Origin of the sequence: Aestuariibaculum suncheonense (genome assembly GCF_014596935.1) — a bacterium.
GTDB lineage: Bacteria > Bacteroidota > Bacteroidia > Flavobacteriales > Flavobacteriaceae > Aestuariibaculum > Aestuariibaculum suncheonense.
In genome coordinates, this window is the sequence record NZ_JACVXC010000003.1 from 128,143 (window position 1) to 143,053 (window position 14,911).

Here is a 14,911-nt window from a genome sequence, read left to right on the forward strand (position 1 = left end):
ACTTTAATTAGTTTTCAATTGATTTATTTAGTGAATAGGGTGTGTTTTCTGTTTTACTACCCCACTCTTTATTTGCTTTGTTTGTAAGATTGAATTCTAAGACCCCTCCGTTCTGGATGGTTTCAAAATTCAAAAAGGTATTATTATAAACAGCCTTATTAAGATTTACTGACTGAATATAAACGTTTTCTTTAGAATTGTTTTCTGAATGTATTTCAAAGGTGTTTCCGTTTTCTAAATGCAGCGTTGCCTTTTTAAATAACGGACTTCCCATTACATACTGATTGACTCCTGGTGTTAACGGATAAAACCCTAATGAACTGAATACATACCAAGCCGAGGTTTGTCCGTTATCCTCATCTCCACAATAACCATCTGGTGTAGCAGAATATAATTTTGTTAAAACCTCACGAATATGTTCTTGTGTCTTATAAGGCACTCCGGCATAATTGTACAAGTAAATCATGTGCTGAATTGGCTGATTACCATGAGCATAATTCCCCATATTCACAACTTGCATTTCTCTAATTTCATGAATTGTTTGCCCATAATAGGAGTCGTCAAATTTTGGCGGCATGGTAAAAACATTATCTAATTTTGAAATAAAGGCTTCATTTCCACCCATTAAATTAATTAAGCCTTGTACATCATGAAAAACCGACCAAGTGTAATGCAAACTATTGCCTTCAGTAAAAGCGTCCCCCCATTTTAGAGGATTAAATGGTGATTGAAACGAACCATCTTCATTTTTACCACGCATTAAACCTGTTGAAGGATCAAATACATACTTGTAATTTAAAGACTGCTTTTCAAATTTTTCAGAGACAGCCTCTTTATCCAGTTTTTTAGCCATTTCAGAAATTGTAAAATCTGCATACGCATATTCCAGAGTTCGCGCGACGTTTTCTTTGATATCAACATTATAAGGCACATATCCCAGGGTATTATAATAGTCTAATCCAGCTCGTCCCACAGAATTCACCGGTCGTCCTTCTTCAACACTGGCATTTTTCAAAATCGCCTCAAACAGCACATCAACATCCTTATCTTTTACATTCCCTTTAAGAAAGGCATCTACAATTATTGGTGCTGAATTAGAGCCAATCATACAATCGCGATGCCCGGGGCTAGCCCATTCCGGTAACCACCCCGATTCTTTATAGGTATTTGCAAGACCTTCCATAATGTGACTATTCAACTCCGGATACATCATATTAAAAAAAGGAAAAACAGCTCTAAAGGTATCCCAAAATCCGTTATCGGTAAACATATATCCCGGCAACACTTTTCCATTATAGGGACTGTAATGCACAATATCATTAGCTTCATTGAATTCATAAAACTTTCTTGGAAACAGCAAAACACGGTATAAACAGGAATAAAATGTTCGAATATGATCGATGTTATCATCTTCTATTTCGATTCTGTTTAACTCCTTATTCCAAGCCTGTTTTGCTTTTTCTTTAGTTTTTTCAAAAGAATCCAAACCTATCTCTCTATCCAGGTTTAATTCGGCTTGTTCTGGACTTATAAAAGAGGATGCCACTTTTACATGAACGACATCACCACGTTTTGTTTTAAATCCTATAATTGCACCAACATGATTACCTTCGCTGGATGTGCTCCCTTCCTGTAAAGTCCAGTTATCTGCCCAGGTATTTGTAACCTCAAAATCGGTATCAAATTTGACAACAAAATAATTATGAAAATTCTCAGGAACTCCGCCACTGTTATTTCGGCAATACCCAATAATTTTGCGTTCTTCTGGAATAATCTTCACCATCGACCCCTTAAAAAAGGCGTCCAATAAAATATACGACAGTTCTGCTTCGGGAAATGTAAATTTAAAATGTGCTGCTCGTTCAGTAGGTGCCACTTCAGCTTTTACATCATAATCTGCCAAATACACCGAATAATAGTACGGTTTTACTGTTTCCGCTTTATGCGAAAACCAAGAGGCTCGTTCCTCTTCCTGAAATCTTAAATCGCCCGTTACTGCCATTATAGAAAACGCCGCATAATCGTTAATCCAAGGGCTTGGCTGATGGGTTTGTTTAATGCCACGTATTTTCTTGGCATCATAGGCATAAGTCCACCCATCACCCATTTTAGCGGTTTGTGGTGTCCAGAAATTCATCGCCCAAGGTGTGGCTATGGCGGGATAAGTATTTCCGTTAGATAAACTATAATCGGAGTCCGTTCCCATTAATGGATTTACCAAATCTACCAAATCCTGTGGTGAAGGAGTTGTGGTTATAATATGTTCCACTTCATTTTTACAGGAAAGTCCAAGAAAAACTATGGATAGAGCAAAATATTTTAACTTTAATTTAATCATATCGTAATCTTAATTCGTCTTATTAGTTGTCTACTGGTTTACCAAAACATAATTTCACTAACGAAATTCCATGGTGCGTTTCCTGCACCTTCATGCCATTTTGGTAGAACTTTGGGGTTTTTCACAATGACTTTAAAATAACGTGCTTCGGTTTCAGGTATATCTATACTGAAATTTTTTATCAGAACATCATTGTCGTATGTAAGTTCTTCATGTATTTGCTTTGTTCCAAGGCTTCGGAAACCAGATGTTTTATTATCTGAGGCGTAAACTGAAATTTCAGTTGGAAATATAATCCAGTCTCGCGGTAACGCCAAACAATTCACCGATACCCTATGTAATCTGGCTCTGGTACCCAAATCAACAGTTGCGTTAACATCCTTCCCTAGAAAACCTGCCCATTTTTCATCTTTAAAATTAAAAGTCCCCAGTTCAAAATCGAACAATTTATTAGCACCCGGATACTTTTCATCGGGTTGGTCAACCAGACTAAAGTCGGCAACCTGATAATTTACCTTATAAAATGATTTGTTAGCTATATCACTTGGTAACCAACCCTTTTTATAAGCTTTATATGAAAATGTAACACTTGAATCCAATACCACAGGCTGATTATATCCAATTGCAGTGCTGTCCGGCTCATCCTGATTCAAAGTGTAAAATATGTGGGTATTTTTTACTTTAGTATCTATAGCCACATGTAACGTATCGGTAAACACATCTTTGCTGGCAATTAATTTCGGGATGCCTAACTGTGCCATGGCAGCATATCCAAACGTACCGGCATTAATATTTACCTGAAATTCAAGACTTAAGCTATCGGCTAAAGACTGGTCAATCTCTGTATTCCAGACATAAACATGTTCCAGTTTTAAGACAGACAATAAACTTTTTAATCCATTAACCGAAAAGCCATTCGACCCAACAAGATTTAAAACTTTTAAATGATTCAAATCTTTCAGATGATTTAATGTTTTATCGGTAATCTGTGTGTGCTTTAATTCCAGTTTCTCCATATTCTCAAGCTTCTTTAAACCACCAGTCATGTCATCTGTTAAAGATGAAACACTTAAATCCAATTCTGTAATTTGTTCTCTTAATCCAGCCAGAGACTTAATATCCTCTTTTGAAATCGTGTCTTTATTGAATTTCACCCAAAGCTCAGCTTTGGAAGGAACTAATTTTCTAATTGTAAATCCATGATCTTCTGCCTTTTGAAAATCTTCCAAAGACGCTTCTGCAATATGTTTTTCTTCAAAAACCAGATAGTTTTTTAATAATCGATTTAAGGTGTCGTTTTTAGCCAGGGAAACAACTTTTTGGTCTACCTTATCACTATAATCCAGCCAATATTTTATAAGCCATAACTCATCTCTCGACAACTGCGGTTTACCCTCCGGAGGCATATGGTTTTCATCTGAAATAGGAAGTATGGTATGCTTATAAAGCAAACTTTCTTCCGATAATCCCAATTTAATAGTAGTCCCAGAATCTCCTCCGTTCAAGATATCTTGTTTTGAGATTAAAGACAAACCTCCTTTTCTTTTGGTTTCATTATGACACTGAATACATTTATCTTCAAAAACCTTAAGTACTACGTTGTCGTACATATTAAGACTATCAATATTTACTATTATTTGTTCATGTTCAGGTTTCTTAATATATTCCGTAATAAAATCGTCTCCATGAGTTAACACACTACCAAAATGCCCTGCAACACTCATTGTCGTAATTGTTAAAAGAAATAGTGGAAACACTAATCGTTTTAATGTGGTATGTTCCTTATCTGAAATGAGAAACAAAATTGAGATTAAGACTGCCGTTGATATACCTGTCCAGAAATGAATTTCAAGTGTTGTTCCTGAATACCCATCTTCGAGTGATAAAAAATAACCAAAAACGCAGGCAACTATTGAAAATAATGCTGAAAATCCTAGGGCACATTTTATAGTTTGCTTTGGGTGATTTTTCCGAATTCTTCCCGACACATCAAGAAAAAACGTCAACAATAATGCACCAATAGGTAAATGCAAAATTAACGGATGAAAACGCCCTAAGGCCAATACAAATCGCGGTACATCTTTTCCATTTAAAGCACTGGCGTATTCGCTTATGAATATCAGAAACATCATAAGAATCATGGTTTTTCTATGTCTCAAAACTTCTTGCTTCATACCTTTTAATTAAACATCCATTCGTCCATGAATAACCAGGCTTTGGAGCCTTTGCCCTCATGCCATTCCGGCATGGATTGAACATTTTTTATATCTATTTTTAAAGATTCTGTATCAGTACCCAAAGAAATTACAATCGTTTCTATCGCACTAGTTTTTGAATCTTTTATTTCATTTAAAACAATTGTTTTTTTAGTTGCTATATCACCATTTATTTCAACGGTTATTTGCTCAGGAGGAAATATCCATGATGAAGCATCGTTTAAAAAACTTATTGTCATGGTCCTTAAAAAGGGCTTATTTTTAAATTTCAGGGTTGCCGATGCTTCAGAAATAAATCCAACCCATTGGGGATCATCATAATTCAGATTGGCTTTAGACTGGTTAATTAATGTATTGTCTCCCTTTCCTTTATATTTATCGCTGGCTTTAGAATGCCAAATAATATGATCGGGCTTTACCCCTTTTTTATAAAGTTTAAGCTCTGCAACTTCACTTGATTTCCAATCCGGATGAAAGGCTTTAAATTTATAAATCTCCGGTTTATAGGCTTTGAAAGGCCGCTCATACTTCGCGGAAGATTCGCTGGGTTCTTCCCCATTCGAAGTATAGTAAATAGAAACATTTTCCAATTTTAAATCCGCTGTAATGGTAACAAATGAATCGATTAAACTACTATTAGTTTCCACCCGTGGTTTCACCAATCGTAACTGATTAGACTGCAAATAGTGTCCCGATTGCTTTGTTGCACAATTCATTAACATCAAGCAAATCACAGTTAAAACTAACCTCATATGCGCGTTAATTTTACAGGATACGTATTTCCAGAATTCCATTGCGCTACATACATATTTTCATCATCATCAATGCAAACATCATGCGGGTGCTGAAATAGTCTCACCGTTTGATACAATTCGTCTAAGTTTCCATTATTATATGAAGGTGCCGTTGCTCCTGGACATGAAACTACCTCATTATTTTCATTCATAATTAATAAAAATCCGGAATCGTTATTTGGAGCATTTTTCGATTTTAAAACTGCAAAATAAATATCTTTATCGTGAATTACCGGTCTGCAAATTAATGCCCCGGGAACAGGAATAGATTCTATGTAACTCCCGCTTAAATCAAAACGTTTTAAAATATTCATCGATCTCGCGGAAATTAATAACGATGGATTATTTTTATCCCTGCCATCATAACATATACCATGCGCATTTAAAAACTGGCCATTTTCTTTACCTTTTCCTCCAAAAACATTCTGAAGTTCTCCTTTATGATTGTAATGCATGATATACTGATTTCCATAACCATCAGCCACATAGAAATCGCCATTAGGTAAAACCGTTGTTTCCGTAGGTTTAAACTCTTCTTTGTTATTATATTTCCCAGTTTCAGAAGGAAAATCAATTTCAAAAACCTTCTTGCCGTCAACGGTTGTTTTTACAATCTGATGCCGCTCATAATCGGTAATTAAAAGAAAATCCTCCCCGTTTTCTTTAACTAAAGTTAATCCGTGACCTCCGGGAAATTCGGTGCCCCAACTGGAAATGAATTTCCCCGATTTATCATAAATAATAACGTTGTTTTTCGTGTGATTTGTTAGAAGCAAAATTCTGCCTTTAGAATCCTGAATCATCTCATGACAATCTTTAACAGGGGTTACTGAAGGGTTTAAATTCCCCCAGTTCATATCTACCTTATATCTATGAGAATTATGTCCCACAATAACATCTTTACTTCTATTGAATGAAAAAGCACTACTATATAGAGGACTGGTTAAAATTCCTAATGATACTAATGACGATTGTTTTAAAAAGGATCTGCGACTCATGTCTGATAATTATGCTATTAAATCGTTAACTACATGTCCTGACACATCTGTAAGTCTGAAACGACGCCCCTGATGCTTATAAGTGAATTTTGTATGATCAACCCCCATAAGATGCATAATGGTAGCCTGTAAATCGTGCACATGCACCGGATCTTTAACAATATTATACCCGAAATCATCGGTTTCTCCATAAGTGAAGCCGGGTTTAACGCCTCCACCGGCCATAAACATGGTAAAACATTTTGGATGGTGGTCGCGACCATAATTGGATTCGGTTAATACACCCTGACTGTAATTTGTTCTGCCGAATTCGCCTCCCCAGACTACTAAGGTATCTTCCAGTAAACCACGTTGTTTTAAATCCATGATGAGTGCACCTGTAGCCTGGTCGACATCTTTTGCCTGCTTCTCAATTTGGGTAGGTAAATTATTGTGTTGATCCCAGCCCATATGATATAATTGCACAAACCGCACATCACGCTCTACCAATCGTCTTGCCAGCAAGCAGTTAGCAGCATAAGTTCCCGGAGTAAGGGCATCGGTTCCGTACATTTGAATAATGTGTTCTGGTTCATCTTCAATATTCATAGTATCAGGAACAGACGTCTGCATACGGTAAGCCATTTCATACTGAGCTATTCTGCTATTGATTTCAGGGTCACCAAACTCGGCTTCCTGAATATGATTTAACTCACTGAGATAATCCAGCATTTTGCGACGTTCTAATCGCGACATTCCCTCTGGATCTTTAAGGTATAGAACCGGATCCTTTCCAGCACGGAATTGAACACCCTGATGTAATGAACTTAAAAAGCCGTTACCCCAAAGTCTAGAATATAAAGGTTGACCATTAGGTCTTCCAGTACCTCTAGATAAAAGCACAGTAAACGTTGGTAAATTTTCGTTTAAACTTCCTAAACCATAACTCATCCAAGAACCCATGCTCGGACGTCCGGATTGTTGAGATCCGGTCTGAAAAAAGGTAATTGCCGGGTCGTGATTAATGGCTTCAGTATACATGGATTTTATAAAACATAATTCATCCACAACTTTTGCCGTATACGGCATTAAATTACTTACCCAGGCACGCGATTCACCATACTGATCAAATTTAAATTTACTACCCACTAAAGGAAAACTATCCTGACCTGAAGTCATTCCTGTTAGTCGCTGTCCGTTTCTAACAGAATCTGGTAAATCCTGTCCTCTTAATTTATCCAATAGCGGTTTGTAGTCGAACAATTCCAGCTGTGAAGGACCTCCACTTTGAAACAAATAAATAACGCGTTTAGCTTTTGGCGCAAAATGAGGCAGTTTTAAGGTTAAATCATCGGCCATTGTGCCTGCTGAAACAGAACTAAACGGATCGATTAATGAAGCAGCTGCCAAGCCACCAATTCCTAACCCTAATTTCTTTATGAAATGTCTTCTGTTATTATTTAAAAAATGTTTAGATAGTTCTTCCATGGTCTTATCCTTTTATAACAGCTTCGTCTAAGTTAAAAATTAAACTCGTTAAAATGGTGTACGCATAAACCTCTTTAGAAAATCCTTCCTTTTGTGCTGTTTCGCTGTTAGTTGGTTCATAATTTTCTTTCGTGAAATTTAAATATTCAAGTAAATCTTCAACTTCACTTTGATCCGGAAAACGCGAGGTTATCTTTCTGAAAATAACTTTTATATTGTCTTTATCTGAATTATGCCCTTCTTCCAGAATATGCGTCGCTAAATACTTTGAGGCCTCCATAATCTGCGGATCGTTAAGCATAACCAGCGCCTGTAATGGCGTACTTGTTTTTTGTCGCTTAACTTCACAAAAATCGCGGGTTGGTGCATCAAAAGTTAACATAGATGGTGGAGGTAAAGTACGCTTCCAGAAAGTATATAAACTGCGTCGGTGTAAGCCTTCTCCCGTATCAGGAATGTATTTTGTTAATCCCTGCCCGGAGGTGGTTTCTGCCCACAAACCTGGTGGCTGATAAGGTTTTACACTTGGACCTCCTATCTTCTTGACTAAAAGTCCGCTTACAGCTAACGCATTATCACGAATCATTTCCGCAGAAAGTTTATCTCTGGAACTGCGCGCTAAAAGCATATTATTCGGGTCTGCTTCAAGTAATTTGGGGGTTGCCTTCGACGTTTGTTTATAGGTACTAGACATCACCATACGTTTATACATGCGCTTCATGTCCCAACCTTCTTCTCTGAAGCTTACTGCAAGCCAATCTAATAAATCGGGATGTGAAGGTAAAGAACCTTGATTTCCAAAGTCGTCGGAGGTAGAAACAATACCAACACCAAAAATTTGCTGCCACATACGGTTTACTGCCACTCTTGCTGTTAAGGCATTTTCTTTACTAAACAGCCATTCTGCCAGTCCTAATCTGTTTTTAGGTAATGAATCTGAAAATTTTAAAACCACTTCTGGAGTTCGTAATGGAACTTCATCTCCGGGAGCGTCATATTGACCGCGTTTTAAAAGATAGGTTTTCCTTTCCGGTGCATCATCCTTCATTACCATTAGATTTACCTCTTTAATTGAATCTGGAAGTTTCACAAAGGACAAAACGTCTTCCACTTCCTGTGACGTAATTTTTATATTTGGCTTTGGAAATTCGTTATAATCAATACGTCCTTTTTCATCCAGTTTATTGAAAAATGCGTAAAATCCGTAATATTCATTTTGTGAAATCGGATCGTATTTATGGTCGTGACATTGCGCGCACTCCAGCGTTAATCCTAAAAGTGCTTTGGCTGTAGTATTTGTTCGGTCTTTTACATACTCAACACGATACTCTTCATCTATAACCCCTCCTTCCTGAGTTATTTTATGGTTTCTATTAAAACCTGTCGCTAAAACCTGCTCCAAATTGCTGTCCGGCAGTAAATCACCTGCCAACTGCCATTTTATAAAATCATCGTATGGAATATTTCTATTGAAGGCACTGATTACCCAATCGCGCCAAGGCCACATTATACGAGGCATATCATCCTGGTAACCGTGAGTATCGGCATATCTCGCTACATCTAGCCAATTAGTCGCCATTCGTTCGCCATAAGCTAGTGAGGCTAAAACCTTATCTACAACTTTCTCGTAAGCATTGGCATCTGTATCATTTAAAAAGGCATCAATGTCTTCAATAGAGGGAGGTAAACCAGTTAAGTCGAAATATAATTTTCTTATTAATTTTTCTTTTGAAGCAGGTTGAGATGGTTTCAATCCTTCACGTTCCAGGCGTTTGGCTATGAAAAAGTCAATTTCATTTGATGCCCATTCCGGATTTACTATACTTGGTATTGATTTTTTCTTTGGTAGAACAAACGCCCAGTGATCTTTCCAAACAGCACCTTGTTCTATCCATTTCGTTAGCAGTTGTTTTTCATATTCAGATAGTCTCAAATTGGAGTCAACGGGAGGCATGAGTTGTTCCGGATTCATACTGTGAATTCGACTTAAGAGCAGACTGGATTTCGTATCTCCTGGAACAATAGCGTATTTATCTAAATGTTCACCAATAGCAGCAAAGGCACCTTCCTTGGTATCCAGTCTTAAACCTCCTTCTCTGGTTCCTTCATCGGGTCCATGACACAAATAACAACGGTCTGATAAAATTGGTTTTACATGAAAAATAAAATCTACCGTGTCCGGAAGTTTTAATTGATTTTTCGAATGATGCTTATCCTTGGACAAAGACTCATCTCTTATATCCTGATAGGTGTCATTCGACTTAAATACGACATATTTAAAAAGCAAAACAATGATGAAGGGTATTATAAAATATCCAATTAATAACCACCTTTTTTTATTGTCTCGCTTTCTCATTTTTTAATTCTTTTTAATTGCTTTCTATCACCTGACCAGCTTCACTATATAAATCAACCTCACCATCTAACTGAAGTGCAATAACCGTTACGTTTTCATCCTGAACATGCTCTGGTAAATCAATATATAGTAAACCAGGAACTTTGCTCCAGTATAATTTCCCAACGACATCGGTTTTTAATTTGGTTCCGTTACCAACTACCCAGGCACGGTTAACTTTATTTTTAAGTCCTTTAATTAACAAAGGTCCGTTTGGTTTGTTATCTACATATAGGTATAAAATAGTTTTATCTTTCGATAAGGCCGTATACCCATTAAAATGGCCAAAAGGAATTCCTGCACGCGTACCGTAAATAGCGGCAGCATGTTTGTTAGTCCATTTCCCAAGACCTTTTAAAATATCTACCTGCTCTTCCGGAATCGTTCCATCAGCTTTAGGACCGATGTCTAACAGCAAGTTTCCTCCCATACTAATACAATCTACAAAAATGCGAATGACTTGATTTAGACTTTTGTATTTCGTATCGTTTGGCTGATATCCCCATGAGTTATTCATGGTCATACATAATTCCCAATACTTATCTTTTGGTTTATTAACAGGTACACCTTGTTCTGGTGTAGCATAGTCGCCATAGCCTTGTAATCTTGAATTTATGATGGTTGTTGGCGTTTCCTTAAATAAAAGCTCACGAATTTCTTTAGCTTTCCATTTTTCAGCCTTTTGTTCCCAGTCACCATCAAACCAGTATAAATCTGGATTGTAAGCAGTTAATTCTTTTAACTGACCAAAATTAAATTTATTGAATTTATCCCAACGTTTTTCATCTTCCTCATAACGTTTTTGATTTCTTAAAAAGTTCGGGTAATCTGGGTAAGACCAATCTAAAAGTGAATAATATAAGCCCAGTTTCAAACCTTCCTCTCGAACCGCTTTAGCAAACGGCGTAATTAAATCACGCTTGGCTGGTGTTTTATCCACTACATTTAGATCACCTTGTTTGGTATTCCAAAGCGCCACACCATCGTGATGCTTCGTAGTAATTACCGTATATTTTGCACCACTTTTTTTAATAAGCTTGGCCCAATATTCAGGATCGTATTTTTTTGCCGTAAACCCGTTTAATTGTTTCATATAATCCTCATAAGAGATATATCCGTTATGAAATGACCAGGATTCGTCAATGCCGTTTACAGCATAAATACCCCAATGAATAAATATACCCAGTTTAGCATCTTTAAACCAAGCCATGCGTTCTTCCTTGCTTTGCACTGATTCCTGTGCTCTAGTTTGAAAACTGATTAAAGACATCAGTAAGGCCAAAGCTATATAACGTTTTTTCATTTTATGTTTATCGTTTAAAATCTATAATTAGTTTACAAGTATTTCATCAACAAATAACCAAACACCGCCACCTCTTGGATTCTTTTCCAGTGCTATTGCTTTCACTTTCACGAATCTTGCCGATTGTTCAGAGAATTCTACGACAAAATCTTTTTTAGTTACTTTAGAAGCTTGAGCATATGGCCTTGTAACTTCTCCTATTTTTTCAAATGTTTTTCCATCATTAGATACAGATACTTCAACGGCAACTGGAAAATAAATACCTGCCTTCTGACTCTCTAAAGTACCCACAGCGACATTACTAATATCTGTTTGATTCTCTAAATCGATAACCACTTCCATATCGGTTAACCACCCTTGCCATTGTCCGTCATGGAAATTTTGCGAACCTCGTAATGCATTATCTAAGGTAGCTGCACCAGTGCCCTTGTAAGCACTGCTATATTCTGTATTATACGTTACTAGCTTACCTAAGGCTTTATGAAACTTAATGGTATCTACATATGTCATCCCTACAGGTTTTTCATCTTTAAATAAAGATGCTTTTAAAATTGTAGTTTCTTTAACCTGGAAGGTACCGGTATATTTTTGCGCGTGTTGATTCAAATCCACATCACCTAATACATAGCGAATATCCGGATTTGGGAATTCATTTTTAAGGGATAAATTAACGGCTTTATTGATTGAATCAAAAGAATATGCAGGTCTTAAAATATAAGCACTTTTCGCATAGTTGATATCTAAATCTTCGTAACGCTCAAACATCATTTCCAGTCGGCGCGAAAAATCTTCCCAATTACGAGAGTCTTTAGGACTCCATAATGCTTCGGACATCGCAGCCAATCTTGGAAAAATCATGTACTCTGATTGATCGTTTGTTGGTAAATATTCTGCCCATAAATTGGCCTGACCTCCTAACACATGTTTTGCATCCTCTGGTGTCATTTCATCTGCAATAGGATCAAACTGATAGACTTTACTTAATGGTGTATAAGCAGTAAAAGCTGTTGGTTCATATTCCTGTGGCCCTTGATAATAATCAAAATAACAATGAGATGTTGGAGTCATAATGACATCGTGCCCTTGCTTAGCCGCTTCTATACCAGGTTTAACACCTCGCCAACTCATAACCGTAGCTTCGGGGGCTAAACCGCCTTCAATAATTTCATCCCACCCAATTAATTGTTTTCCTTTGGAGTTAATGTATTTCTCCATACGTTTTACGAAATAGCTTTGTAATTCATCAACATCCTTTAAACCTTCTTCTTTAACACGTTTCTTACAGTGTGGACAAATTTTCCAATTGGTTTTAGTGGCTTCATCACCGCCAATATGAATGTATTTTGAAGGGAAAATGGTCATCACTTCATCCAAGACATTTTCTAAAAATTCAAACGTACTATCCTTTCCTGCGCAATAAATGTCTGTGATTGGCCAAAGTCCACCAGAAGGCACGCCAATTTCCTGATTAAAACACGCTAATTCCGGGTAAGACGCAATAGCACTCGATACGTGAGCCGGCATTTCAATTTCAGGAATCACCTCGATGTTTTTAGAAGCTGCGTAAGCCACTATGTCTTTTAATTCTTCCTGGGTTAGAAAACCGCCGTAAGTTCCTTTAACACCATGTGGATTTTTATCTCGGTTGTGCCAGAATTTATCTTCCTGATCTACACGCCAAGCTCCGATTTCAGTCAATTTCGGGTATTGTTTTATTTCTATTCTCCACCCCTGATCATCAACCAAGTGCAAATGCAGGACATTCATCTTGTGCATCGCCAAACGATCAATGGTTTGCTTGATATACTCACTATCGAAAAAATGACGAGATAAATCCAGCATTAATCCTCTGTATTTAAAACGTGGCTCGTCTTTTATTGACACATTTGGGATTACCCATTCTTCATTATTAGCTATAGTGTTGCTTTCGATTGAAGTTGGCAATAACTGTCTTAATGTTTCTACCCCGTAAACAAACCCCGCCGTTCCGTTAGATTTAATAGTTATTCCATTTGAATTAACTTCTAAATTATAAGCTTCCTGTTTCAGGTTAGCATCTGTTACGAATTGAACATAATTTTTTGAAGGCGTTTCATTTACAATTTCAGAAGTAAATCCCGCAGCGGTTTTGAATTTATTAATTAAGTCCTCTAAAGCTGCTTTCTGACTTTCATCTTCAACAACAAACTGGGTGTTACTGTTGAATTGAAATCCACCCTGATTCACCTGCAAAGCTAAAGGTTTCGGGATGATTTGAATATCTGCTTCTGTAAACTTTACTGGTTTAGATTGACATGAAGCCAACATTAAACCTAATCCTAAAAGCAATGTTTTTGAATAACTGAGTTTAATCATGTTTATTAATATGTTTTTCTTAATTATCCCAGGTCATTTTAAATTTTGAGTCTTCCATACGGTTACCATTTTCCTCATCGTAAACCGCGTAATTAAAGCCAGATCTTAAACTATAGCCACCATATTCACCTGTCTTATTTACAGCTATAAAACCTACTTGTAAATACTCCATATCTTTATGGTTTTTATGCTTATTATAGATGCGCTCAACAATCTCTTTACAGGCTTCATCAGGGGATTTGCCCTGACGCATAAGTTCAACAACCATAGCACTCCCTGCCGTTCTAATCACCGCTTCACCAAGTCCAGTCGCTGCTGCCGCTCCTACTTCGTTATCTAAAAATAAACCTGCACCGATAATAGGAGAATCTCCCACGCGACCATGCATTTTCCAAGCAGCTCCACTGGTGGTACAACCTCCTGTTATATCTCCGTTTTCATCAATGACCAACATGCTAATCGTATCATGATTTTCAATATTGATTACCGGTTGATATTTCGATTTTTCCAACCAGTTTTTCCAGTCTTTTTCAGAAGCTTCTGTTAATAAATTTTCTTCTTTGAATCCTTGTTCTTTAGCAAACTGTAATGCTCCAGATCCTGTTAGCATTACATGAGGTGTATTTTCCAACACCTTCTGAGCTACAGCAATCGGGTGTTTTATATTTTGCAAAAATGATACTGCACCACAATCGCTGTTAGAGTCCATGATGCAGGCATCTAAAGTCACTTTCCCTTCACGGTCAGGATAACCACCATACCCTACACTTCTCACCTTTGGATCGGCTTCGGGAATACCGACACCTGCAACAATAGCATCTAACCCAGATTTTCCTGCTTTAAGCTGATTCCACGCTTCTTCATTGGCTGGTAAACCATGATTCCAAGTGGAAATAATTAAAGGTTTAGTTCCTTTCTTATCGCCAGAAACGGCAGTAGAAACCACAGATTTTGTTTCCCTTTTACAGCTTAAAAGCGTACTAACCCCCAAGGTTCCTAATGCTGCATTTTTAATAAAATGTCTTCTATCTCCCATATTCTTTGT

At 37.1% G+C, this 14,911-nt stretch carries 9 protein-coding genes; all 9 read right to left on the reverse strand.

Features of this window, described 5'->3' with window-relative positions:
- Nucleotides 1–7: 7 nt before the first annotated feature.
- The 9 genes from ICJ84_RS08945 to ICJ84_RS08985 are packed head-to-tail and all read right to left on the reverse strand — an operon-like array spanning nucleotide 8 to nucleotide 14,902.
- The gene (locus ICJ84_RS08945) at nucleotides 8–2,338 is read right to left on the reverse strand and encodes a GH92 family glycosyl hydrolase (RefSeq protein WP_188216054.1); all 2,331 of its coding nucleotides are present in this window, start codon (nucleotides 2,336–2,338) and stop codon (nucleotides 8–10) included.
- A gap of 38 nt (nucleotides 2,339–2,376) precedes the next feature.
- Nucleotides 2,377–4,512, reverse strand: coding sequence for a c-type cytochrome domain-containing protein (locus ICJ84_RS08950; protein ID WP_188216055.1), 2,136 nt, complete (start codon nucleotides 4,510–4,512; stop codon nucleotides 2,377–2,379).
- A gap of 5 nt (nucleotides 4,513–4,517) precedes the next feature.
- Nucleotides 4,518–5,306, reverse strand: a complete 789-nt coding sequence (locus ICJ84_RS08955; protein WP_188216056.1) for a chitobiase/beta-hexosaminidase C-terminal domain-containing protein — start codon at nucleotides 5,304–5,306, stop codon at nucleotides 4,518–4,520.
- Entirely contained in the window at nucleotides 5,303–6,346 is a 1,044-nt protein-coding gene (locus ICJ84_RS08960) for an NHL repeat-containing protein (RefSeq protein WP_188216057.1), read from the reverse strand. The genes ICJ84_RS08955 and ICJ84_RS08960 overlap by 4 nt, the downstream gene beginning before the upstream one ends.
- 9 nt (nucleotides 6,347–6,355) lie before the next feature.
- Nucleotides 6,356–7,813, reverse strand: coding sequence for a DUF1501 domain-containing protein (locus ICJ84_RS08965; protein ID WP_188216058.1), 1,458 nt, complete (start codon nucleotides 7,811–7,813; stop codon nucleotides 6,356–6,358).
- 4 nt (nucleotides 7,814–7,817) lie between these two features.
- Nucleotides 7,818–10,169 (reverse strand): PSD1 and planctomycete cytochrome C domain-containing protein, encoded by a 2,352-nt coding sequence (locus ICJ84_RS08970; protein WP_188216059.1) that lies wholly within the window; start codon nucleotides 10,167–10,169, stop codon nucleotides 7,818–7,820.
- A 13-nt stretch (nucleotides 10,170–10,182) separates the two neighbouring features.
- Entirely contained in the window at nucleotides 10,183–11,511 is a 1,329-nt protein-coding gene (locus tag ICJ84_RS08975) for an alpha-L-fucosidase (RefSeq protein WP_188216060.1), read from the reverse strand.
- A 27-nt stretch (nucleotides 11,512–11,538) separates the two neighbouring features.
- On the reverse strand, nucleotides 11,539–13,866 hold the full coding sequence (locus tag ICJ84_RS08980) for a glycoside hydrolase family 20 protein (RefSeq protein ID WP_241748729.1): 2,328 nt from the start codon (nucleotides 13,864–13,866) through the stop codon (nucleotides 11,539–11,541).
- A gap of 19 nt (nucleotides 13,867–13,885) precedes the next feature.
- Entirely contained in the window at nucleotides 13,886–14,902 is a 1,017-nt protein-coding gene (locus ICJ84_RS08985; protein WP_188216061.1) for an isoaspartyl peptidase/L-asparaginase family protein, read from the reverse strand.
- Between the last annotated feature and the right edge of the window lie 9 nt (nucleotides 14,903–14,911).